This window comes from Paraburkholderia sp. RL17-337-BIB-A, assembly GCF_046025895.1.
In the GTDB taxonomy this organism is placed as follows: Bacteria; Pseudomonadota; Gammaproteobacteria; order Burkholderiales; family Burkholderiaceae; genus Paraburkholderia; species Paraburkholderia fungorum_C.
The window spans coordinates 25,133-47,348 of record NZ_JARESY010000003.1 but is presented as its reverse complement, the minus strand read 5'-3'; the positions used below and the strand labels follow the sequence as shown (position 1 = coordinate 47,348).

Annotated in this window: 20 protein-coding genes and 2 pseudogenes; 12 read left to right on the top strand and 10 right to left on the bottom strand. The window is 60.9% G+C overall.

Features of this window, described 5'->3' with window-relative positions; all coding sequences use genetic code 11:
- Positions 1 to 122 precede the first annotated feature (122 nt).
- Positions 123 to 287: an FmdB family zinc ribbon protein gene (locus tag P0D84_RS37870; RefSeq protein WP_408346535.1), complete on the top strand. Its 165-nt coding sequence runs from the start codon at positions 123 to 125 to the stop codon at positions 285 to 287.
- A gap of 363 nt (positions 288 to 650) precedes the next feature.
- Here the strand turns inward: P0D84_RS37870 and P0D84_RS37865 are convergent, their stop codons facing one another.
- Positions 651 to 1,079 (bottom strand): hypothetical protein, encoded by a 429-nt coding sequence (locus P0D84_RS37865; RefSeq protein ID WP_408346533.1) that lies wholly within the window; start codon positions 1,077 to 1,079, stop codon positions 651 to 653.
- On the bottom strand, positions 1,061 to 1,579 hold the full coding sequence (locus P0D84_RS37860) for a hypothetical protein (RefSeq protein ID WP_408346531.1): 519 nt from the start codon (positions 1,577 to 1,579) through the stop codon (positions 1,061 to 1,063). The genes P0D84_RS37865 and P0D84_RS37860 overlap by 19 nt, the downstream gene beginning before the upstream one ends.
- A gap of 358 nt (positions 1,580 to 1,937) precedes the next feature.
- Here P0D84_RS37860 and P0D84_RS37855 point away from each other — a divergent pair, with 358 nt between their 5' ends.
- From P0D84_RS37855 to istA, 7 genes and pseudogenes are all read left to right on the top strand, one after another.
- Positions 1,938 to 2,378, top strand: a complete 441-nt coding sequence (locus P0D84_RS37855; RefSeq protein ID WP_201124142.1) for an Xre family toxin-antitoxin system antitoxin — start codon at positions 1,938 to 1,940, stop codon at positions 2,376 to 2,378.
- A complete protein-coding gene (locus tag P0D84_RS37850; RefSeq protein ID WP_408349647.1) occupies positions 2,378 to 2,854 on the top strand; it encodes an RES family NAD+ phosphorylase in 477 nt (158 codons plus the stop codon). The genes P0D84_RS37855 and P0D84_RS37850 overlap by 1 nt, the downstream gene beginning before the upstream one ends.
- A gap of 635 nt (positions 2,855 to 3,489) precedes the next feature.
- Positions 3,490 to 3,957, top strand: coding sequence for a universal stress protein (locus P0D84_RS37845; protein ID WP_408346527.1), 468 nt, complete (start codon positions 3,490 to 3,492; stop codon positions 3,955 to 3,957).
- Positions 3,958 to 4,824: 867 nt separating this feature from the next.
- Positions 4,825 to 5,373 carry a hypothetical protein gene (locus P0D84_RS37840; protein ID WP_408346525.1) on the top strand — a complete coding sequence of 183 codons (549 nt, stop codon included), beginning with the start codon at positions 4,825 to 4,827 and terminating at the stop codon, positions 5,371 to 5,373.
- A gap of 461 nt (positions 5,374 to 5,834) precedes the next feature.
- On the top strand, positions 5,835 to 6,989 hold the full coding sequence (locus P0D84_RS37835) for an IS110 family RNA-guided transposase (RefSeq protein WP_408346523.1): 1,155 nt from the start codon (positions 5,835 to 5,837) through the stop codon (positions 6,987 to 6,989).
- A gap of 479 nt (positions 6,990 to 7,468) precedes the next feature.
- Positions 7,469 to 8,053, top strand: a pseudogene (locus tag P0D84_RS37830) (IS110 family RNA-guided transposase); the annotation flags it as partial.
- An 806-nt stretch (positions 8,054 to 8,859) separates the two neighbouring features.
- Positions 8,860 to 9,564 (top strand): IS21 family transposase, encoded by a 705-nt coding sequence (gene istA / locus P0D84_RS37825; protein WP_459252226.1) that lies wholly within the window; start codon positions 8,860 to 8,862, stop codon positions 9,562 to 9,564.
- A 29-nt stretch (positions 9,565 to 9,593) separates the two neighbouring features.
- On the opposite strand, the gene P0D84_RS37820 is transcribed toward istA, so the two are convergent.
- From P0D84_RS37820 to P0D84_RS37805, 4 genes are all read right to left on the bottom strand, one after another.
- On the bottom strand, positions 9,594 to 11,648 hold the full coding sequence (locus tag P0D84_RS37820; RefSeq protein WP_408346520.1) for a recombinase family protein: 2,055 nt from the start codon (positions 11,646 to 11,648) through the stop codon (positions 9,594 to 9,596).
- The gene (locus tag P0D84_RS37815) at positions 11,645 to 11,878 is read right to left on the bottom strand and encodes a hypothetical protein (protein WP_408335305.1); all 234 of its coding nucleotides are present in this window, start codon (positions 11,876 to 11,878) and stop codon (positions 11,645 to 11,647) included. The genes P0D84_RS37820 and P0D84_RS37815 overlap by 4 nt, the downstream gene beginning before the upstream one ends.
- Positions 11,879 to 11,931: 53 nt before the next feature.
- Complete coding sequence (locus P0D84_RS37810) at positions 11,932 to 12,399, bottom strand: helix-turn-helix domain-containing protein (RefSeq protein ID WP_408346517.1); 468 nt, start codon at positions 12,397 to 12,399, stop codon at positions 11,932 to 11,934.
- A 170-nt stretch (positions 12,400 to 12,569) separates the two neighbouring features.
- Positions 12,570 to 12,869 (bottom strand): DUF5372 family protein, encoded by a 300-nt coding sequence (locus tag P0D84_RS37805; RefSeq protein WP_408335302.1) that lies wholly within the window; start codon positions 12,867 to 12,869, stop codon positions 12,570 to 12,572.
- Between the two features lie 23 nt (positions 12,870 to 12,892).
- Between P0D84_RS37805 and P0D84_RS37800 the strand changes: the two genes are divergently transcribed.
- From P0D84_RS37800 to P0D84_RS37785, 4 genes and pseudogenes are all read left to right on the top strand, one after another.
- A complete protein-coding gene (locus P0D84_RS37800) occupies positions 12,893 to 13,729 on the top strand; it encodes a Mu transposase domain-containing protein (protein ID WP_408346515.1) in 837 nt (278 codons plus the stop codon).
- The gene (istB, locus tag P0D84_RS37795; protein WP_187620143.1) at positions 13,716 to 14,483 is read left to right on the top strand and encodes an IS21-like element helper ATPase IstB; all 768 of its coding nucleotides are present in this window, start codon (positions 13,716 to 13,718) and stop codon (positions 14,481 to 14,483) included. The genes P0D84_RS37800 and istB overlap by 14 nt, the downstream gene beginning before the upstream one ends.
- A complete protein-coding gene (locus P0D84_RS37790) occupies positions 14,480 to 14,701 on the top strand; it encodes a hypothetical protein (protein WP_408346512.1) in 222 nt (73 codons plus the stop codon). Before istB ends, P0D84_RS37790 begins: the two co-directional genes overlap by 4 nt.
- An 80-nt stretch (positions 14,702 to 14,781) precedes the next feature.
- Positions 14,782 to 15,258 (top strand): annotated as a pseudogene (locus tag P0D84_RS37785) (IS110 family RNA-guided transposase); the annotation flags it as partial.
- A 331-nt stretch (positions 15,259 to 15,589) separates the two neighbouring features.
- On the opposite strand, the gene P0D84_RS37780 reads toward P0D84_RS37785, so the two are convergent.
- The 4 genes from P0D84_RS37780 to P0D84_RS37765 form a co-directional block, all read right to left on the bottom strand.
- Positions 15,590 to 16,402, bottom strand: a complete 813-nt coding sequence (locus P0D84_RS37780) for an IS5 family transposase (protein ID WP_408349644.1) — start codon at positions 16,400 to 16,402, stop codon at positions 15,590 to 15,592.
- A gap of 463 nt (positions 16,403 to 16,865) precedes the next feature.
- Positions 16,866 to 18,008 carry an IS110 family RNA-guided transposase gene (locus P0D84_RS37775; RefSeq protein ID WP_408346509.1) on the bottom strand — a complete coding sequence of 381 codons (1,143 nt, stop codon included), beginning with the start codon at positions 18,006 to 18,008 and terminating at the stop codon, positions 16,866 to 16,868.
- Between the two features lie 55 nt (positions 18,009 to 18,063).
- On the bottom strand, positions 18,064 to 20,823 hold the full coding sequence (locus P0D84_RS37770; protein ID WP_408346507.1) for a UPF0182 family membrane protein: 2,760 nt from the start codon (positions 20,821 to 20,823) through the stop codon (positions 18,064 to 18,066).
- A 368-nt stretch (positions 20,824 to 21,191) separates the two neighbouring features.
- Positions 21,192 to 22,031: a SagB/ThcOx family dehydrogenase gene (locus P0D84_RS37765; protein WP_408346505.1), complete on the bottom strand. Its 840-nt coding sequence runs from the start codon at positions 22,029 to 22,031 to the stop codon at positions 21,192 to 21,194.
- Positions 22,032 to 22,216 lie beyond the last annotated feature (185 nt).

Below are 22,216 nucleotides of genomic sequence, written 5' to 3'. Positions count from 1 at the left end.
TTGCTTAGGCACCGCAGAAAGATGCCTTCGCCCTAAGCGTGTGGAGTACAATTCGCCATGAAAAACCGTACTCGGTACATAACGGCCAGCACGACGTGCGGGATTCGCGTTAGGGGAATGCCATGCCGACTTACCAGTATCGTTGCGAGAAGTGCGGTGAGACGTTCGAGCATGCCGAACATCTCGCTGAACATGAAACCGCTCATCCGAATTGCCCGAAGTGCGGAAGCGAGAAGGTTCAGCGCATACCCACGCCATTTGTCGCGAAAACGTCCAGAAAGAGCTGAAACCTACCTGCTGACAATTCGTTCCTCCTTGCTGCGGGTGAGCAACCGGGCAGGCAGGTCCCCTCGTTTTCGGGGCGATGTACTGCGGTCTACGAAATTCATGTTCGAGTGAGTCCGTCAGAGTAATTTCGGACAAAAGCGCGCTGTCCTTACTCACACCCCGTCAGATCAAATTCGTCCCGATTCAGCGCGTGGATCATCCGCTTGTATGTCAAGTCTGGGCACGCTCCGTTGCAAGCGGATGTGTGCGCCCAGATTTGCGGCAGCCGTCGCAACGCATGCTTGTGCGAAGCCATGCATCAAGGTCATGGCTTTCCCGACATGAGCAAACCTCAGTTGCCTGATGCTCTAGGAGCCAGCGCCTCAGGCAGTCATGCCGAAGCCCAGAATGCGAATCTGGTTGCGGAATTTCTCTTCGTTTTCAAGGCGGACCACCCGATCGCTAGCGCGAAGACACAAACCGGCTGCTTCCTTATGCGTGACGATCATGGCAGCGATTTCCGTATTCTCACAATCGATCAGCAATGCGGTTCCCGAGATTTTCAGCGCCTTGCCCTGTTTCCCGCTGATTTTGATGAAGGACTCCACTGTTTCGGGCAGGGGCTGGTCCTCCCGGGTCTGCAGAAACGCCCGAAGTTCGGCAATGTCGTGCCCTTTTTCAATCGCTCCAACAGCCTTTTGACGGTCCAGCCGCCAACTTTTATCCGTTGCCTCTACAGCCCAGGTATCCAGCGTCAGCGATTCTTCCGTCGACAGGCTTCCGCCGACGACATTTACCTGCGGGCTGGGCAAGACAGAAAGCCTGACGCTCGGCTGGATGGGGGCGGGCGTGTAATCCTCAGCCGATCCGAGACGTCCGTCCCCCACAGGTCGCCCAAGTCGTTACGCGCTCCAGTCGGTTCGATGTAGGCGACATCAATGATGCCGATGGCGGCGGCGTATTCGAACAGGACGCAGAGCAGATAGCGCAACTGCAGAATATCCCAGTTATGGTAACCATCGTGACCTAGGCTGCCATATTGCTGGTCGCTGATGTAAAGCTTCCACGGGTTGTGCGTCACGTCAAGCGTGTGACCTGTCGCCTGCATGAATCGGGAAATGTCATCGACGTCGATGATTGCCTCACTCGAGCGGGAGTCGGTGGAGACCGAAATCACCCACGCCAGATGGTTGGTCTGGCATGGCAAGGGCAGCAAGGCGGCGGAGCGGATCAAGGGACTCGACAGTCGGCTGCTGACGAGGGCAGGGGACGAATCCAGCACGCTGAGGAACAACGCGCACATGTTGGTCAACTACGGTGCCCGGCATAGCAAGGGCCTGCCGATCAGCACAGCATCGCCAGACCGGCCCCGACCAACGAACAGACCAGACCGTGCAACCCGGCCGCAAACCAGGGCGGCCTGACGAAATCGACCTCCCCAACTTTTGCACGCTCTCCATACGCCAGGGTATCCGGATTCCTGGCATACGAGCGCGCTTTCTCGTCGGAGCGGTGCCTGGGCGTGTCGTCGATCTCCCCCCAAGGGTGTTTGGCGCGATCTTTCGCTGAAAGTACCCGGCAGTCCGGCCCGGACCGGCGATGCCCTGGCAGCAACTACCGTCTCTGCCATTTTGGAGTAAAATAGATGCCAAATGGCAGGAGGTGAAACTGTGAACGTCATCGAGAAGGTATCAGCCGATTCATTGCTGGGAGGTCGGTCGGTATTTCCGCGTTCTCCCCGATCCGGCCTTGAATGGGTGGACGTGGTCCGCCACGGCATTTCGTCGCGGGCGCTGGACGCGATGCTCAAATCCATCGGACTTTCGCAAGCAGAACTGGCGCAGGCGCTCGATATCCCGGAGCGTACTTTGGCGCGTCGCAAGCGGGAAGGGGTGTTGAGCCGTGAAGAGTCAGCCAAGCTGCTGCGACTCGCGCGTGTCGCCGCGCGCGCTGCCGAGGTGTTTGACGATCTCGACCTGGCACTCGCCTGGCTTAAGACGCCGGTTGCTGCCCTGGAAGACGCCACGCCACTGAGTCTTGTCGATACCGACATTGGCACCGATAGCGTGATGGATACGCTGGGACGCATTGAGCATGGCGTGTTTGCGTGATGTTCACGGCATGGCGGGTGGTGACCGAACGATATGCGGATACCGCTTTTTCTGGGGAAGGCGCGCGATTGTACGGTGGCCGATGGAACCCCAAAGGTGTCGCGATGGTGTATACGGCGCAGACGCAATCGCTCGCGCTGCTGGAGATGTTGGTCCAGGATTCACCGCTGCGTGCCCGCTATGTCATGATCCCGGCCCGTTTCCCCGAGAAAATCGTCGAACATCTCGATCCGGCCAGTTTGCCTCGCGAGTGGCGGGATCTCTCGGCGCGGGCCGAGTTACAGCAGATTGGATCGGCGTGGGAGCGGAAGCGAACCAGCGCAGTGCTAGCTGTTCCCAGTGCGGTCGTTCCTGCGGAATCCAATTATTTGCTCAATCCCAATCATCCAGACTTCGCGCTCGTCGTGATTGGAGCGCGTGATGAGTGGTTGACCGACCCTCGGCTATTGCGGCGCGCTGCTGCAAAGGGATCGTGACGAGCACCTCATGTGGCGGTGGTAAGCGGACCATGGCGAGTGATCAATCAACCCGCCGTCTATGCTTCGCTGGCTGCCGCCATTCAAGATGCCGTGTCTGTCAAGGCCAGATTTTATGCAAAGCCGGATGCTCCGCGCTGACCGTGGCGAGTCAGCGGCGGAAAAGCGTGACGCGTCCGGCTCTTGTATCACCCCCGCACCCGTTATCCCCCGAGTCTTTCAACACTAATAATGGAGACGGGAAGTCCTCCTATCAGGGAGCCCCGCGTGCGGATCACGCCGTGGTCGCGCAGGTTTTATGAATGATGTTTTTCCCACTCCCAGGAATTACATGCTCGCACGCGAACTCGCCATCTCTGTCGTCGGCTCAACGCTAGGCGAACTTTTCGGGCCGCTCAGTCTGCCGCCAGATGAGCCTACCCGACTATTACCCTCGTCCCCGTCATCAATACCAACCCATTGCGATCTCAGTGCCGCGCTCGCCGGAGCGCGTGCATATGGGCTGCCTCCCGGCACTGCGTCAGGGTGACTATACTCAAAGAGGTCGCCTCTGATTCAGGTTCGCCCGGTTTCAGGTGGTCGAGGCGCCGAGCAGGATTTCAACTCGAACCAGGCGGGTCGCGGGGGAGAAATGTATGTTCAAGCATCTGCTGGTGCCGACCGACGGCTCGGCGCTTTCTGAGGCCGCCATTCAGATGACGGTAACGCTCGCCGTGGAAAGCGGAGCCAAAGTCACGGGACTCCATGTCATCCCGGAGTTTCATGTCCTCGCATATGGCACCGAGATGATCGCGGACAACGAGGATCGAATCATTCGGGCCGCGCGACAGCGTGCGGATAACTACCTCGGGGTGATCAGAAAAGCTGCTGCGCAGGCAGGTGTCGAGTGCAATACGGTTGCCGTGAATCGCGCCCATCCTTATGAGGCGATTATCAGCGTTGCAGCACAACAGAACTGTGATCTCATTGTTATGGCGTCCCACGGCCGAAGCGGCATGCGGGCGTTTTTGCTCGGCAGCGAGACCCAGAAGGTCCTGACGCACAGTCAGATCCCGGTCCTCGTCGTCCGGCAGTCGACGCCAACCGGCGTGCCTCCAGGGTGATAACCCGGTCGGTGGCTGAGCGAGGGGCGCTCGCACGGAAGCGTACGGGGGGTCCTTCAAAATAGGGGCCAGCATCTGCGCCGCGCGAGCGGTTTTTAACTCGTGTCGTGCAAGTACCTTGCCGTCTGGACACTTCCGCGGTTCGCAATACAATGGGCGTGAGAACGGGGTCTGTCAACGCAAGCGTACGGTCATAGCCGGACGTGGTCCGGTAGTCTCGTGCGTAGTGTTCCTTCTGCGCGCTCCGCTGATACCGGAGCCATTGAACCGGTTCGTATGCGTGGTGGTGTTCGAGTATCCGCTCGTGGACCAATGGGCGGATGACACTTGTTTCCGCATATCCAGGACGGTTTTATCGACTGGCATGCTGGGTTCAATCAGGAACGGCGGACAGTCGGCCGCTGTCGGCCCAGAAACGGTCAACGGCAGTTGACGCTTTATAGCCGTTCGGCCTGCCGTGGACAACTCGCCAGGCGAGCGCACGACGTTTCTTCGACATACGCCGTTTCATGAACGAGCGACGCCCGAAGCTACAAGGTCAAGGATGTGGGCTGCACATGCTCTCGGAAAAACCTTGACTGACCGCCCTCAAAGGCGTGAAGCGGAAGGTCGAACGAAGGCTGGGCGGCGGTACCCGGTTGGCGTGTGAGAGGGGAGCGAGGCTGGCGGCTAAACCTGCACCGCCGACTTGCTGGCCTCCTTGGTACGCCACAGGAAGGGTGATGCGCCCCGGCGACCGCTCAACTGTTGCCGATGAGCGGTCCACCAGACCACCACCCCTTAGCGCCCTTGGCGTGCTTGGTTTTTCTCGCCGCGTGCCGACCACACTCCGTCGTCATAGAATTGTCAATACGGGGGGGCCACAACATGAAACATGGACTGGTAGTTGGGCTGCTGTGCGGCGCGCTGCTTGCCGGTTGCATGTCGGCCGGGGTCGAAGTGAAGCCTGAACAGATGTCGAGCTTCAGGCCTGGCTTGACGGCCCTGCAAGACGTGACAGCCAGGCTCGGCCCGGCGTCGGTGCAGACCGCGCTGGACGACGGTTCGACGTTGCTCGTCTACACGTTCGTGACGTCGAGGCCGCATCCTGAGAGCTTTCTTCCGTTCATCGGGGCGCTGGTTGGGGGTGCCGACACGCGGTCGACGGCGGCGGTGTTCCTGTTCGATGCGCACGGCATCCTCAAGAGTGCAAGCACCACGACCTCGAACGTCGGCACGGGCCTGAGCACCGGCTTGAGCACCGACCTGCACAGCGCGCCGATGCCAGGCGTTGAGCCGCCCGTCGTGGTCAAGAGCATTCAGCCACCCGCCGTGCAGAGCATTGAGCCGCTTCCGGAAGACGAAGTCCAGCCGGCCCCGGAAGACAGTGTCGAACCGCCCCCAGACCAAAGTGTTCAGCCGGCTCCGAACAAGTAGCGACGAACCTCAGCCATTTGTCACCAATGAGTGTCCGCTGCAAGCCGATGCAATGGGAAGACCGTGAAGCCAAGGCTGCGCTCGACGGCCAGCCCACTGGCCCTTGCAGCTTGAAAGCGGCCCCCTTTTACCTGAATGTCATCGTATGCAACCGGGGTGCCTATGATTGGTACAGGAGAATCGGTTTTGTCGAAATCGAAAACGATAGCAAGGTCTCCACTCTGGTGTTTGCTCTTTCGTCATGACCGGCCCTTATGCGGCCATTCGCGACCAATGGCGATGATGGTCCCGCAAATGGCCGTTTTGCCAATGAGCGACCAGCCGGGCAATCTTTTTTCTCACGCGTTACCTCTTATCCTGCGAGCTAGAGAATGAAAGATCCTATGCAGGACGGGCCCACGGAACGCGCCCTACGCCGGTCGTAAAATCAGCCGTGTGGCCGTTACTCGAAGGAGAGGATCATGCGCACAGATCAGGCAAACATGACACATTCCGAAGCGCCCGTGCTGGCAGTGTCGCTGGAACTGGCTGCGGCGAAGTGGAAGGTTGCGTTACATGATGGTCGGCGCGATAGCCCAGCGGTGCACACTGTAGCGGAGCCACAAGCCGTATCCCGTCTGCAGGCGGTGCTAACGTTGATCGGGCAGCAAAAGGAGAAATGGGCCCTGCCAGCGGATGCACGAGTCGTCGTCAGCTATGAAGCGGGTCAGGATGCGTTCTGGATCTTTCGGGCGCTACAGGCTTGCGGGATCGAATGTCATGTCGTCGATCCTGCGAGCATCCCGGTTGAACGCCACAAACGGCGCGCAAAGACTGACCGGCTCGATGCAATCAAACTTGTCATCAGTCTGCGTGCGTGGTTACGCGGCGAACGTGATCGCATGTGGGTGATCCGGGTGCCATCGGCGCAGGACGAAGCGTCCCGCCATCTGATGCGCGATCGCGGGCAACTGCAGAAGGAAGTCCTCCAGCATCGTGACCGCATGCGCAAGCTGCTGGTCACACTCGGTTGCTGGGATGAGGTCGATAGCAGGAAGTTCGCCGGCCGACTCGCTCGCGGAGAGCTACGGTGTCACGATGGTGCACCACTCCCGGCAGAGCTCCACGAACGGTTGGTTCGCGAGTGCGCGCGGCTGACACTCGTCGAGCAACAACTGGCTACCTTGGAGAAGACGCGCGAAACCAGCCTGCCCGAGCCTGCGCGTGAGCGAATCGATCGCCTCACGCGCCTGAACGGCATTGGGCCAGTTGGCGGATCCAGACTGGCGCTAGAACTGTTCTGGCGGCAATTCAGCAACCGCCGTCAGGTCGGTGCATGTGTTGGCCTCGCGCCGCAACCCTTCGACAGTGGAGAAAGCCGCGTGGATCAGGGCATCAGCAAACAGGGCAACCGGCGAGTGCGTGCGCTGCTCATCGAGATGGCATGGTCCTGGCTGCGCTATCAGCCAGGCAGCGCGCTCACGCTCTGGTTCCATCGGCGCACGCAGGGTACGCCCTCGAGTCGCCGAATCCGGCGGGTTGCGGTCGTGGCGGTCGCCCGCCGTCTTGCGATTGCGTTGTGGCGTTATCTGCAGGATGGCGTATTACCCGAAGGCGCCCAGTTGAAGTCTGCATAATCCCTGAAGGGTAGACAGAAGGGAGGGAACCGTCCGTTAGCCAATTAGCGAATCCAAACGGTTTGGAGTGTACGCGTCCGTGGGAAGTCCTGGTTGCCTGTAGTGCAACCGATTGAAAGATGGGACGCGTGCCCCGGAGATATCCGGGCGAAGCGCGCATGCAGGATGAGGCTGGTCACACCGTTGGCCAGCGGATAGAAGGTGAGTGCAGACCTTGAGTCTCACGAGCGCGATTGATCGGCCTCAGATTAGTCATGGAAAGATGTGACGGACCTTAATGCAAACACTGCTTTCTCGTCGCTAAACTGCAGTCCAAAACATCGGCAACCAGCTGTTTGTCAAGCCACAAGCGGCTTGACAAACAGCTCCTCATAGAAGGGACTTCCCCGTCCCGAGGCTGCGGCGGAAGCCGCGAGTCGGCATCGACGTGCCATGATGAAGTTTCGAACGTTCATCAACACCAGCGAGAGGGGAAGTCCATGCCTATTGTCACTGTCGGAATCGATCTTGCCAAGAATGTATTCGCCGTTCATGGTGTAGATGAAGCAGGTAAAGCGATGCTGGTCCGGCCGCGTGTTCCGCGCGATCAGCTGGTGACGTTGATCGCGCAGTTGACAGCGTGCCTCATCGGGATGGAAGCGTGCTCTGGCGCACATCACTGGGCTCGCATGTTCCAGCAGCACGGCCATACGGTCAAACTCATGGCGCCCAACCTTGTGGCGCCTTATCGCATGTCCGGCAAGCGTGGCAAGAACGACGCGGCGGATGCCGCTGCGATCTGCGAAGCGGTGACGCGCCCGAGCATGCGTTTCGTACCGCTGAAGGACGAACATCAGCAGGCAACGCTTTGCCTGCATAGGACACGACAAGGTTTCGTGGAAGAGAGGACCGCGACCTACAACCGGTTGCGAGGCCTGCTCTCGGAATTCGGCGTGGTGCTGCCACTGAGCCCGGATAAGTTGCGCAGGCACATCACGGAACATCTGGACACATTGCCTGGCTGGGCGAAGCGTAGTATCAGCGATCTGCTTGAGCATGCCGGCAATATCGAGGACCGCCTGCTGTGAACGGCTGTTCGAAACCGACACTAAACGGCGGCGTCGATCAGAGATACGGAATGGTCGTGCTCTGCTGAGCGGTTTGGTAGTGGTTGGCGCGAAGAGCGGGAGGGCGGTACTGGGTGCGTCGGAAGGAGCCCGTAGGGCGAGTGCAGACGCACCCGACGCGGCTCGTTTCAGGAAGAGGTGACGCTGAAGTCGGGATGCGGTAGAAGGAGGCTTACCGCCGAAGAAACAGGCCCGACACCGGCTCAAACCGCCAAGTTCATTCCGATGTCGAGCCCCACACGCGCACGGGGCACGGGTGCCGGTCCAGTATGGCACGGCCCACCAGTCCCGTCGATACCGTTTCGGCATTGACGGGGATTGCCGATGCCGGCCACAGGCCGCCTGTTTGTGTGTGCCCGCTGTCGGGCGCAGGTCATCGTTTGCCGCCGTTGCGACCGCGGCCAGATCTACTGCGACGGCGACTGCTCTGAGCTCGCACGTCAGGCCAGCATGCGCGTGGCCGGCCAACGCTATCAGCGCAGTCGTCACGGCCGCTTTGCGCACGCCGAACGGATGCGCCGCTATCGCAGCCGCCAGAATAAAGTGACGCATCAGGGTTCCGCTGTGCCTGCCGCCGATGCTCTACTGGCACCGACTTCGACGACGTCGGCGGCAAGAGCGGCGGTACCCGCCACCGCCCCATCTGTGCCTGAGCATTGCCACTTCTGCTACTGCGTCTGTCCGGGCTTCGTACGCCTCGGGCCACTGCGCCGTCGGGTCTTCCGTGATGTTCGTACTGCTACTCACTGCACAGGAAGTGACCCATGACCATCGGAGTTGAACTCGAGGCGCAGATCCTGCGCTACTACCACGTCGAGAAGTGGCGCTGTGGCACCATCGCGCGCCAGTTGCACGTACACCGCGGCACCGTCCAGCGCGTACTTGCGCAGGCCGGTCTGCCCCGCATCGGCGGGATGCTTCGACCGTCGCAGATCGATGCCTACCTGCCGTTCATCCATGAGACGCTGAAGAAGTTTCCGTCGCTCACGGCCAGCCGGCTGTATGCGATGGTCACCGAGCGCGGCTACCGTGGCAACATTCATCACTTCCGGCACCAGGTCGCACTTCACCGTCCGCGTCCCATATCTGAGGCTTATCTGCGCCTGCGCACGCTGCCCGGAGAACAGGGCCAGGTCGACTGGGCGCATTTCGACCATCTCCAGATCGGCCGCGCGCGTCGGCCGCTGATGGCCTTCGTGATGGTGCTGTCATGGTCGCGGCAGATCTATCTGCGTTTCTTCCTCGATGCGCGCATGGACAGCTTCCTGGCAGGCCACGCCGGTGCGTTTGCGGCATGGTCCGGCTTGCCGAAGGTCCTCCTTTACGACAATCTCAAAAGCGCTGTGCTCGAGCGCCAGGGCGATGCGATCCGCTTCAACCCGACGCTGCTCGCGTTCGCCGCGCATCATCACTACGAGCCCCGTCCGGTGGCAGTGGCAAGAGGAAACGAGAAGGGCTACGCTGCATAGTGCACCTCATATGTCGGTTGCGTTGGTGTTTATGCGGCCGAGCGTCGGCCACGGGTCTTTCCCTGATGCTGGAACTTTACTGGTGCGTCGGCGCCCGGAGGTTCGAAGAGATATCCGCCCTTGTCGTCGTAACGGTGCGCTACAAGCAGGCCCGCACGACGCCAGCTCTTGACGGTCGTCGGCGCCACGTCCAACCGCTCTGCGATCTCGTCTTGTGTAAGCATTCCACGTGCGCGCAGCCTGTCATGATGACTCGGTAGCCCGTGGGACAGCCGAATCCGCGTGATCATTCTGGAATTAAACCGCTTACCCCAGCCGGAGATGAGCTGCTGACGATTCAGCTGCTCCGCCGTTTCACCCTCGGTGTACTCGTCGAGAAGCCGGTCCATTTCGGCAACGACTGCGCGTGGGGTCTGCCGTAATATCCACGCTGGCATGGATAGCGGCACATGTAGCGTATGCGTGGCGCCGCCGTTAAAGCGTATCTGAACGCAGATGTCTGCACCCTTGAGCAAAGTCACGTCAGCGATGAGCAGTCGCGCCATGCGCTTTCGCTCGCGATCAGGTGTGCGCGGATCGTTCCACAGACGAGGGAAGTCTCTGGCTAGTGCCATGATGCGCGCACGCTGTTTGTCGTCAAGTCCGGCATGATCAGCCTCACGCTTCTTTTCGTAGCAATCCTGATCTTCGGCGAGAGCGCGAAGCGCATGGTTCCATTCCGCTTCAAGCGAGTCCGCAACCAATCGATTCGCTGGATCCACCTGCATATAGCGGCGACGCGCCAGATCGGCCTCGTAGCGTGCCCGCTCGAACTCCTGGCGGTGCAGTCGGTCGCGCTCTTCAGAACGGCTGTCAAGTTCTTCCTGTACCGCCAGCGCGACCTCAAGCGTGACCGGCGTGACTGTCTCCACGAGCAACCTGCCAACAGCATCGTCAAGCTCGCCACCGTGAACATGCTGGCATACCGGCCGCCCATGTTCGATGCCGTGACGCTGGCACATGTAGTCCGGCACCCTGCGGGTGCCCTGGACGTGATAGCGCACCGTCATTCGCTCACCGCATCTGGCGCATATCGCCAGGCCCTGCAGCAGCGCCGGCCCCTCACGTGGCGCCCCCCTTTCCCGGTCGATGCCCAGTGCGTGGGCATTCTCGCGCAACACCTGAACATTCTGTTCGAACTCTTCCCAGCTCACATAGGCCTCGTGGGCGTCAGGGATCAGCGACACCCATTGCGCAGAGGGCAGCCGGACGGAGACCGTCTGACCATCGGGATGCTTTCGATAGCGCGTGCGCCCGAAGCAGTATGCACCTGCGTAACGCGGGTGATGCAGGACCCACAGCACACGTGAGTGATCCAGTTCGCCCCACTGCACATCGCCCTTTCGTGCCCCGCGGTAAATCCGGTGGGGGAACAGAAGACCCTGCACGCGAAATGCCTTGACCGTTGCCGTGGCCGAACCGGTGCGCCGGAACGTGCGGAAGAGCTGCCGGATACTTTCCTGGATACGTGCGTCGGGATCCAGACGCACGCGTGCCTCGGTGTCATACACAAAGCCGATGGGCAGCCGCATCTCCAGCTCTCCGCGACGTGCCTTGTTGAGAATTCCGCCGCGCAGTCGTGCCCGCATGACATGCAACTCAGCCTCGCTCATCGTGCCCTTCAGGCCGAGCAGCAACCGATCATTGAAGTGCGCGGGATCGTAGACGCCATCCTCGTCAAGGATCAGGCAGTCGGCCAGTGCGCAAATCTCCAGTAGCCGATGCCAGTCGGTGGAATTGCGCGCCAGGCGCGACACCTCGAGGCCCATCACAATCCCGGCGCGGCCCAGACTCACCTCGGCGACAAGACGCTGGAACCCCAGGCGATCAACCGCAGACGCGCCGGACAGGCCGAGGTCCGAGTCGATTACAACCACCTGATCAATGCGCCATCCAAGAGCGACCGCGCGCTGTCGCAGGTTGTACTGGCGCTCAGTGCTCTCGGTATTCTCGAACAGCTGTCGCAACGTGGACTGGCGGACATACAGGTAGGCGCTTCTTTTCAGATGCCGGGCCTGAACTTTCGCGTGCGTCTGATCGGTCATGCCATCACCTCCGCTGTCGCAATTGCCATCGCCGCCACAATGACGATCAGGTTCTGTTCGAGACCGACAGGCAGATTCAGCCCGCTCGGGCGCGTGACCGGTAATGGACTAAACGGAAACGCTTCGGTCACCGACTTCATCCAGACCGCCATGCCCTTGAACATGAACAGCGCCCGGCCTCGCATCAGCGTGGGACCACCTCCGCCTGTATCGAGAACCTCCTGGCGCAAGACCTCGTAGCATCGGCTCAGGGACTGGGCATCGCGCGCCGTTACGGGGGGATTTACCGTCGTTTTTTTTTCAAACGCGCCAGGGCGCGCTCCACGGTGCGTCGATGCACCGCCAGGCCAAACCGCCCCGCAATCCGATCGACCAGCTCCTGCACTTCCAGCCCAACGTGAGTCGCGCGCGCTTCTTCGATGAAGCGCGTCACCTCATCGGTGATCTTATGAGGTCCGTGCGGGCCGCGCTTGACCGGCAGCAACCCAGCCAGGCCGTCGCGCTCGAAGTCGGCCTGCGCCTTGTAGAAGGTCGGCCGACTGACTCCGAAGTGTGCGGCGGCATCCGCGATGGTTTGCCCTTCCACGCGTACGCGTCGCAGCATTTCGTAACGGACCTGAACCAGATCCCGGGGATCGAAGAAGTCGCTGTCGCTGAAGGCAGGATCATCGATGTCCTGCGGGCGCGGATTCACAGTGCCACTATCTTCGAGAGCGGCGAGTTTGGGATCGGGTTTTCGGGTACGAGCCATATGTAATATAAATTATGACCATTTACAGTCGATGTCAAGGTCTTTTTCAAGACTGTCACCCGGCGCGCCTCATATCTTCAAACAAAGGCTCTCATCTGCTTCATCAGCTAATCATTGGCGGAAGTATTGCAGGCGCATCGAATGGCATAATTACATTTACACAGATGGCATTATTTCCTTGACAGCTTGCGCTTGCCTGTGTGCCCTTTTGAATGTCCGTTTGTTTCTCTGTACCGGGCGATTAGCATGGTCAATTGCAACAGATCTTCGATGCGGAAATGCGATCGTCCCGCCGAAACTGTCTCGAATGCATTTGGCGGCGCTGCGCTCGTCCAGCCTGCCGGCATACGTTTCAGATTCCCCATGTCGTCATGGAAGTAGACGCGATCCTCTCCCCACGCCTTGCGCCGGTCCACTAGCATGAACTCTCGCCCGTACAGCGGATGGAAGGGATGGGTGACCCGGAACAACTGCGTCGCATCGGTCAGATCGCGTGCAGTTGACTGCTTTGAGGAAGGGGCGCGTCGAACGCGCCATCCGCTATGTACGCGAGAACTTCTTTGCCGCGCGCAAGTTCGTTGACCTCGACGACCTGAATGCCCAGGCCGCGCTCTGGTGCGCGGGTCCCGCCGCCGATCGTCCCTGCCGGGAAGAGCCCACGATCAGGGTGCGCGAAGCCTTCGCCCGCGAACAGCCCAGCCTGCTTGCGTTGCCGGCCAATCCGTACCCCTGCGAACTGCAACTGGCCGTGAAGGTCGGCAAGCAGCCGTATGTGCGCTTCGATCTGAACGACTACACGATTCCGCATACCCACGTGCGGCGCACGCTCACGGTACGGGCCGATCCCCGCCAGGTACGCATTCTCGACGGCGCCGATCTGCTCGCTACGCATGTGCGCAGTTACGATCGCGGCGCGCAAATCGAGATTGCCACGCACATCGACGCCCTCGTTGCACGCAAACGCGAAGCCCGTCACCATCGCGGCCTCGACCATCTCGCCCGGGCAGCGCCAGCCAGTCACGCACTCATGCTGCGCGCCGCTGAACGCGGCGCCAATCTGGGCAATATCACCGCCCACCTGCTGCGGCTGCTCGACCGTTATGGCGCGGCCGAACTGCAGGCAGCGATCGAGGAAACGCTCGCCAGCGATGCCGCGCCTCACCAGAATCCGGTGCGTCTGGCGCTGGAGCGTCGGCGCGAGTCGCGCCAGGTACCGCCGCCAGTTACGGTCAACCTGCCCGAGCACGTGCGCAGCAAGGACACGCTGGTGACCCCTCACCGGCTCGACATCTACGACCAGATAACGGGAGGTGCTGATGAGCTCGCCTGAGAACCTGCAGGAGCGCGCAAACGCCTTGCGCCTGTATGGGCTGCTGGCACACTGGCCGGATCTCACTGACGCCGGCTGGGTTGCGCCGCTGCTGCAGTGGGAAGAAGACGAGCGTGCCCGCCGTTCGCTCGAGCGACGCATCCGGGATGCCCATCTGGGTAGCTTCAAACCGCTGTGCGACTTCGACTGGGCGTGGCCCACGCGTTGCGACCGGGCCGCCGTTGAAGAACTGATGTCGCTCGAGTTCGTCAGGGACACCGCCAACGTCGTACTGATCGGCCCGAACGGCGTGGGCAAGTCGACCCTGGCGCTGAACCTCGCATACCAGGCGCTCGTCAACGGGCACACCGCGCTGTTCACAACCGCTGGCCAGATGCTCGGTGAGCTCGCCGCGCTTGACAGTGACTCAGCGTTACGCCGACGGCTGCACCGCTACGCAACGCCTGACGTGCTTGTAATTGACGAGGTCGGATACCTGTCCTACTCGAACCGACACGCCGACCTGCTGTTCGAACTGATCAGCCGCAGATATGGCGCAGCGAGCACCGTCGTCACTACAAACCGGCCGTTCGCAGAATGGTCGGAAGTGTTTCCGAACGCCGCCTGCGTCGTCTCGCTGGTTGACCGGCTGGTGCATCGCGCCGAAGTCGTCGCGATCGAAGGCGAGTCCTACCGGGTAAAGGAGGCACGTGAACGGGCCGAGCAGCGCACAAAGAAACGCAGCGCGGCACGCATGGAGAAGAAGAAATCATGAAGCGCCTTCACCTGCCTTCGGGCATCAGTCACGGGCTCGACTTCCTGATCCCGGACAACTGGTCCGCCGATCAGGCGCTCGCCGTCGTCGAACTCATCGACGATCTACGCGAGCGCATCGTCGCGCACTATCAGATTGCGCTCAACGAACTGCTGCGCGAGCAGCGTGCGCCTCCTGGAAACCCTCACCCTCGTGACAACGCGGCAGATCCCTTCTGACTGACGACCCCGCACGCTCGATCACTGGCGCCAATACCGTTCACGGTTGTTGGCGCATCTACTGAACCTTGCGCCGCCGTTTAATGTCGCTTTTACACCGCCGCCAACACCTGCTCGAATACGATCGCGCGATCGCCGAGATCGCGCGTGAAGACGCGCGTAGCAGGAGGCTCATGCAGTTGCACGGCATTGGCCCAACCACAGCAAGCGCGTTGCTCGCCAGTATCGGTGCCGGGCACGACTTCAGAAACGGCCGCCAGGTGGCAGCCTGGATCGGACTTACGCCCGGGCAGTACAGCAGCGGCGGCAAGGCGCGGCTGGGCAGCATTACGAAGGCAGGCGACGCCTACCTGCGCGGCCTGCTGGTCAACGGAGCTCGCGCCGTCATTGCCAGTCTCGGCGAGAAACAGGACCGCTTCAGCCGGTGGGTCCGAACCCTGGTCGAACGCCGGGGCTACTGGCGGGCAGCGATCGCGATCGCTGCAAAGAACGCGAGATTGGCATGGGCCTCGCTGAAATATGGCGATGACTTCAAGCTCGACCCAATAGCCGACTGATTTCGGTTCGAGCCTGTCGATCAAACGCCAACGAGATATGAGTGCGGACATCATGAGCACATAGAAACGATCACTTTGCACTGCCTGCGGTGATGTGAAGCGGGTTGGACCCGCGCGGGGCATACCTGACTAACACAGCGGGGATATCCATTCCCGGCTAGAGAATGAGGCCTCCGTGCGCGTCTTTCATCAGGGTCCGGGCTATTAGCCCAACATGACCGGTTGTAGAACCGCAGTCCTTCACCTTCTCACAAGACCGGCGCGGCATTGCAGCATGTATCACAGCGAACTTCGATTGAGCTTGCGCTCAACGGGGAGCCCTTGTAGCGTGTTAGGAACTTTGAAGTACTGGCACTGCGTGAACGAGCATGAGCATTGCGAAGACCACGAAATGAAGCCCGGCAAGGGTTTCGGGTAACCGTTCATAATCACGTGCGAGACGGCGGAAACGGTTGAGCCAGCCAAAGCTGCGCTCGACCACCCACCGTCGTGGCAGCAGTACAAAGCCCTTTTTCGCTTCCTCCAGTTTGATCACCTGCAGTTCAATGCCTTCATCGAGTGCGGCCTGCGCAGGCTCTTTGCCCGTGTATCCCTGATCGGCAAATGCCACCTTGACCGTGTGTCCCGTTACCTGCTGGACCTGACGCGCAAGCTCTGCTACCTGCGCGCGCTCCTGTTCATTGGCCGGTGTCACATGTACCGCCAGCAACTGTCCCAGGGTGTCCACTGCAATGTGGACCTTGCTACCGCGCTTGCGTTTATAACCGTCATAGCCCGTACGCGGGCCGCTCTCGCAGGTCGACTGTATCGTGCGGCCATCCAGAATAACGGCGCTGGGCTGTCCTTGCCGTCCCTGTGCCACGCGTATTACCGAGCGCAGATCGCTGACCATGTGCTCAAAACAGCCTGCCTGTAACCAGCGTTGGGTTTGCTGATACACCAGTTCCCAAGGTGGGAAATCATTGGGCAGCATCCTCCAGGGAGCGCCAGCCCGAGCCATCCAGCGCAACGCATCGAACATGTCGCGCAACTCGTATCTGCGCTGCGGCGCAGTAACGTCCATCAGCGTCAGATAGGGTGCCGCGAAGCTCCATTCTTCGTCGGACACATCGGTCGGATACCCTTTGCGGTCTGCTCTTTTCATCCCGCCAGGATACCAGGTCTCACACAAGGTGCCTAACACGCTCTTCTATGGGGAATCAAAAGTCAAGCCCTGTACGAGATAAAAATTCGTCATGCGAAGTAAATCTCCTTACCCGTTGTCTACGGCCAGTTTGCGTGGTCGCCTGCTACGACCAGACGCAGACTGGCCGTAGACAACCTGTGATTCGCAGGCTGCGACGATGATGACCGACATCATTTGCAACCTGGCATGTCAATGTCACTCAGGTCAGGGTGTCTGTTGACCGGGTCAGTGCCGGGTCGACCTTCTATCCGTGCCGGCCTGGCAGGCCGGTTACCTCATGCCGCATGCGCGAAGCGCTGGCGCCACCCTGTTACCGACGCGCCCCATCTAGGTAAACGGTCACCCGCAATGGGTAACCCGAGCGTGTTCCGGGCGCGTTGACCTTTACATGCTGTCGCTGCATCTCATATGGTTCAGGCCCTCACGTGTTAGCCTCTCCCGACTTGAGTATGGCGCCCTCGGGGATCTCGCCGTGCTCGAGAAATCGCCACAGGGCAATCGCGAGACGCCGTGCGAGCGCCACGATACCGATGCGTCGCAGCCGCTTGCCGGTTCCGGCAAAGCGCTGGTTGAACCAGTGGCTGAGCTGGCTGCCGGGCTGCAGGCGCAGCCAGCTCCAGGCGAGCTCAACCATCAGCCACCGGCATCGTTTGTTGCCCGCCTTGCTAATGCCCTGTTCAACCTCGCTGGTGCCACTGGCGTACGGCGTGGGGGTGAGGCCGAGGCAGCCAGCCAGTTCCCGGCGGTTGTGAAACTGCCGCCAGCCAAACAGTTCCCTGACCAGGGTCCACGCGCTGCCTGTACCGATGCCAGCGAGCTGTGCCAGCAACGCCATGCCTGGATGTGCGCCGCTGCGTACCTGCTGGTCCTGCTGCACTTCGAGCGTGCGGATCTGCTGGCGCACCAGTGCGAGCCGCTCACATTCGCGCTCAATCTCGGCGCGCAGACCGGGCGCCAGCAGCTCGCGCTGCCGGGCCCACCAGTGCGTCCAGATCCGGCCGCCGACATACCTGATGCGGAGGTTGTGCAGCACCATCAGGGAACGGATCCGGTTGGTATGCGCGGTGCGCTCATGCCGCAGGCGTTCGAGCTCGCGGTGCAGGCGCCGGTCGTCTTCCTGCTCAGGCGTGGGGATGCGGGCCACCGCCCACACGCGCCGCTCGCCGGAGTGGTAGCGCATCAGCATGGAGAGCAGCTTGTCGCTGTCAAGCCGGTCCGTCTTGGCGCGACGGGCACGGCGGTTCACCTCGATACTGGCCGAATCCACCACGAGATTGACGATGCCGTGTTCGGTCAGCCAGCGGTGCAGCCAGAAGCCGTCACGGCCAGCCTCATAACAGCTGTAGACCGGTGCATCAGCGCCGAGATGGCAACGCGCTCTCGTGTTCGCGACGGTGGTGAGAACCGCCGTGGTATCACCTGCTGCGACTGTACAGCGGCTGGGTGCGCGCCGGCCATCACCCAGTGAGAGCTTCCAGTTCTTCTCGCTCAGTTCAAAAGCCATGTACAGGCGGCCACCTGCCGTCGTATTCTGCCCACGGAGGGCTGTGTCAGGCGTATCCATTTGTGTGCTCCTTCGGAGAAACGAGTGTGCAACTCCCGTTTTACTCCAGTCGGGCTTACTGCCACTGCCCTCCCACATAGCATCTAGGGCCACCGAGCGCCTCGAGCAGCGGCCGCAACGTATCCAGTTCCGCGCCGAAACCGCTCCAGTCTCCTGCCTTCAATCGCTCGATCGCACGGTCATAATGAGCAAGCGCCTCGTGGGCACGCGCGTCCGCCGTGCCCTGAGGCGGCGATGCGAGCGGGGCGCTTTCCTTGAAGAGCGCAGCGAGCGCTTCGCCCAGGGTTTCTTTCATCACCACCCGGTCCCCGTACGCGGCGATCACCCGCTTCAACTCGGGTAACTGACCCGACTCCGCACGCAGGTAGAGCGGAGAGACGTAGAGGATGGAATTCTCAATCGGCACGACGAGAAGATGGCCGCGAATGACGCGCGAACCCATCTGGTTCCACAGCGAAATCTGCTGCGAAATCTCGGTGTTCTGCTGGATGCGCGCCTCGATCTGGAACGGCCCATAGACGAGTTTGTCCTTCGGGAACGAGTAGACGATGAGCTTGCCGTAGTTGGGTGGATCACAACGCGCAGCGAGCCAAGCGATCAGATTGTCGCGCTGGCTGGGCACCATCGGCAGCATCAGGACGAACTCCTCGCGCGGTTCCTCGGGCAGCCGCATGATCATGTAGTAGGGCGTCATCGGTGTGCCGGGACTATTCGCACCATTAATGCCGACCAATTCCCGGGGGAACTGCCAGAGATCCTCGCGGTTGTAGAAGACCTCCGCTGCATCCATGTGGTAAAGCCGATAAAGTTGCGCTTGAATCTGGAACAGGTCTTCGGGGTAGCGGATATGTTGCTGCAGATCTTGCGGCATCGCCGCGAGAGACTTGAACAGACTCCGGAAGATGCGCTGATAAGTCCGCAGGATCGGATCGGCAGGATCGCTGACATAGAAATCGACCGTGCCGTTATATGCGTCGATCACGACCTTGACTGCGTTACGGATGTAGTTGGCGCCATCGCCGAAACCCGGCTGGGCGTAGGGGAACCAGCGGCTTGTCGTATAGGCGTCCTGCATCCAGAAAAGGCGCCCGTTGCTTGTGACGAGATAGGGATCATGGTCGAGGCTGAGGAGCGGGGCGATCATGCGCACCCGGTCCTGAATGTTACGGTGCAGCAGGATGCGGCTAGCGTTCGTGATGTAGTCGGTCAGCAGGATGTTCGGATCGTCGAACTGCCAGGCGAAGAGGCTGCGGCGCGCGTTGCTGCCGATGGCAACACCATCGCTCCCGTTGTAAGTGGTGTAAGCGTTGTCCTTGCCCTTGGGGTAGTCGAATTCGGCGACGCTGCCTTTTACAATGACGTAGCCCTCAGCACCTTCGCCGAAATACAGACGTGGCTCGCGAACGGCCGGCCCGCCATGGGCGACGGGCGGAATATCCTGCAGATAGAAGGAGGGCAAACCTTCCGTCGATTTCTCGGTGACTGGCGACATCACGACGCCGTTGCCGTGCGTGAACAGGAGGTGCAGGTTCACCCAGGTCTGGGCGCTCGCGGGAAGCATCGACGGCTCCAGTTCGCGGGCCGACAGCATCACCTGCCGGTAACCGGCGTCGAGCCGGTAGCGGTCGATGTCGACGGCGAGAAATTTGTAGTAAGTCCTGATCTCCTGTAACTGCGCGTAGGTATCCATCAGCGGCTGCACATCCCACAGGCGGATGTTATCGATGGTCGCGCGATTGGCCCCGAGCGAGGCGGGATTCAATCCCTGCTCGGCCGGAAACGGTTTGACCGCGACCTGCGTAAGGCCGTAGGCCAATCGCGTCAGCGCGATATTGTGTTTGATATAGGGCATCTCCAGTTGCAGTTCGCTCGGCTTGACATAGAAGCGCTGGAATAGCGCCGGGTAAATCAGGGCGAACACGAACGATGTGCCGAACACCAGCACCACCGAGGCGGCTGGAATCCGGTAGTCCGGCCGGCGCAGATTGACCCATGATGCGAGGGCCGCGGCGGTGGCAAGGCCGATGAGCACCCACAAGACCGGCAGTTCGACGTGGATGTCGGTATAGCCGGCGCCGACCACGACGCCGTTATCGCCGTAGAGCAGCAAAAAGCGGTCGAGTGCGTAGGACCAGGCCTTCAGGACGAAGAACGCACCGAGCAGCACAGAACCATGAGCAGCGGCAACAGCCGAGAGTCCGCGCTGCGGCCGCTCGAACGTGATGTCGCCGCGTACCCCGTAGACCACGCCTGCAACGATCAAACTGCAAAAGAGCAACTGCAGCAGCCAGTTCTTGAACGAAATATAGGCGGGCAGCGAGACCAGAGAGAAGCTGATGTCATTGCCGAAGACAGGATCGCGCTCGCCAAAGGGCACCTGATAAAGGAAGCGCAGCACCAGGTCCCAGTTGGCGATTTCTCCAGCAGCGATGATCAGCCCCAGGACGATGGCTATGCCGGCAATGCTGGCACGCCAGGGAATGTACGGCGCGAACTGGTGCGCCAGCCCGTTGATGATTTCCGGCGTAGCTGACGGATGAGCGGGTTCAACTTGCCAGCTACCGGGACGCCGCGCGTAATGATGCGCGAGGAACCCTGATGCGCTTATCGCGCCCGCCGAGGCGGTGAACACCGCGGCAAACAGAAGTGTCTGGGCGGAGATGACCGTCCAGAAAACCGTGGCATAACCGATTGAAGAAAACCACAGCCAGTCGACCACGATGCCCGTGATGCGCCCGACGACGATCAGGCCGATGACGATGGTCACTACCGTGACTGCGGTGCGTTTGAAGCGCACGCTTGCCTGCGAACGCATCGACCCTCCTTTGCCGGGACGCTGCTCATGGCTCGCTGCGATCGGGCCTGTTTAAACCGCTGATCTGCCGGGAGCGTGGCAGAGCGTTCCATCAATGCGCCCGCCGAAAAGCCGGCGCACCGCCAGAGCTTAATTGGGACCACATGAATGATTGTAGTCCGGGTGCGGCGGGACGCGGATGCTCGCTTGGCCCAGACTGGCGGTGGAATAAGTGACCCGGATCGAGAGCGGAATTCGACACGAAGATCTAATCTTCATGTGGAGATCGGTCACCGCTGAGGGCGCGACGAGGACTATGTGTGACGTTCAATCGCCGGGCGCTCGCGGAAAATACCGCCTCGCCACGATCGGGACGTGATGCTATCGCTTCAAGGCTGAACATCATATGGTGGACATGTGGACAGGCGCTGATCGTCCACCGCACGGCCGACGGTGAAGTGATACAGGCTTTGCCAGGTGTGATCCGCCACGCCGAGCAGTGCGTGCATTTCATCATCGAAAAAGCAGCCAATCCCCGTCGCGCGCACGTTGGCGGCTTCGGCTTCGAGATAGAGCGCCTGGCCAAGAATGCCGCATTCCCAGAACAGATGGCGATAACGCCACGGCTGCTTCAACGCGATTCCGAATCCAGCGATCATCCCCAGCGCAAAGCAGGAATCGGCGCCGATATCCTGGTGACAGCAGATCAACTTTGCCGTGGCGCGCAAATCGTAAGGCAAGAGAAGATAGAGCGGCAGATGATCGGGGCCGGTCTTTTGCCACAGCCATTCTGGACGTAGAGACCGCTTGAGATCCGCAAGCGCGCCCGGATTTCTCACGAACATATACAGTCCCGGCTCCAGGTCGCCCACGCGGTGCACCATTAGCGCTGCATGCACTGCTGCAGGAGACATCAGCGCATTCCACGGCGGCGTGTCATGACGTGGCAACAGGCACGCCAGCATGCTGAAAAACGCCGCCTTGGCGATGCACGTGGTACCGTCGAAATTCACCGCGCTGCGGCGCTGCCGCGCGATCCGGGCCAAGCTGAGATCAAGGGCGGGCGACGCGGGCGACGGGTGCTCTTCCTGATTCGGCAAGGTCGGTTCGCGAGTACGGGCCTTATGCGTGGCGCGATGGATCGAATCGATATCCGGCAACTTCACATGCGCCTGACTCAGCTGATTCGCGCGTCCGTGCCACTGTGCGCTATCCAGGACGATCAGCATGCGCTCAAGATCAGGCTGCAATTCAGGGTTGCCCGCGTGAGTGCTCCCGCGGGACTCTCCAACTTATCTCTGTCGGTGGTTGATCATGGGATTCGCGAATACGGGGAAACCACGGGCGGTAGGCCCGACTGCCGGGCAAGCGGGCGGCTATGTTTGGGTGATTCCGCTCCGGAACCTTACCTGCT

Coding starts and splice junctions, on each gene's coding strand:
- P0D84_RS37870 (WP_408346535.1), top strand. CDS start 123: ATGCCGACTTACCAGTATCGTTGCGAGAAGTGCGGTGAGACGTTCGAG.
- P0D84_RS37850 (WP_408349647.1), top strand. CDS start 2,378: ATGTTCACGGCATGGCGGGTGGTGACCGAACGATATGCGGATACCGCT.
- P0D84_RS37845 (WP_408346527.1), top strand. CDS start 3,490: ATGTTCAAGCATCTGCTGGTGCCGACCGACGGCTCGGCGCTTTCTGAG.
- P0D84_RS37840 (WP_408346525.1), top strand. CDS start 4,825: ATGAAACATGGACTGGTAGTTGGGCTGCTGTGCGGCGCGCTGCTTGCC.
- P0D84_RS37835 (WP_408346523.1), top strand. CDS start 5,835: ATGCGCACAGATCAGGCAAACATGACACATTCCGAAGCGCCCGTGCTG.
- istA (WP_459252226.1), top strand. CDS start 8,860: ATGACCATCGGAGTTGAACTCGAGGCGCAGATCCTGCGCTACTACCAC.
- P0D84_RS37820 (WP_408346520.1), bottom strand. CDS start 11,648: ATGACCGATCAGACGCACGCGAAAGTTCAGGCCCGGCATCTGAAAAGA.
- P0D84_RS37810 (WP_408346517.1), bottom strand. CDS start 12,399: ATGGCTCGTACCCGAAAACCCGATCCCAAACTCGCCGCTCTCGAAGAT.
- istB (WP_187620143.1), top strand. CDS start 13,716: ATGAGCTCGCCTGAGAACCTGCAGGAGCGCGCAAACGCCTTGCGCCTG.
- P0D84_RS37790 (WP_408346512.1), top strand. CDS start 14,480: ATGAAGCGCCTTCACCTGCCTTCGGGCATCAGTCACGGGCTCGACTTC.
- P0D84_RS37780 (WP_408349644.1), bottom strand. CDS start 16,402: ATGAAAAGAGCAGACCGCAAAGGGTATCCGACCGATGTGTCCGACGAA.
- P0D84_RS37775 (WP_408346509.1), bottom strand. CDS start 18,008: ATGGATACGCCTGACACAGCCCTCCGTGGGCAGAATACGACGGCAGGT.
- P0D84_RS37770 (WP_408346507.1), bottom strand. CDS start 20,823: ATGCGTTCGCAGGCAAGCGTGCGCTTCAAACGCACCGCAGTCACGGTA.
- P0D84_RS37765 (WP_408346505.1), bottom strand. CDS start 22,031: ATGCTGATCGTCCTGGATAGCGCACAGTGGCACGGACGCGCGAATCAG.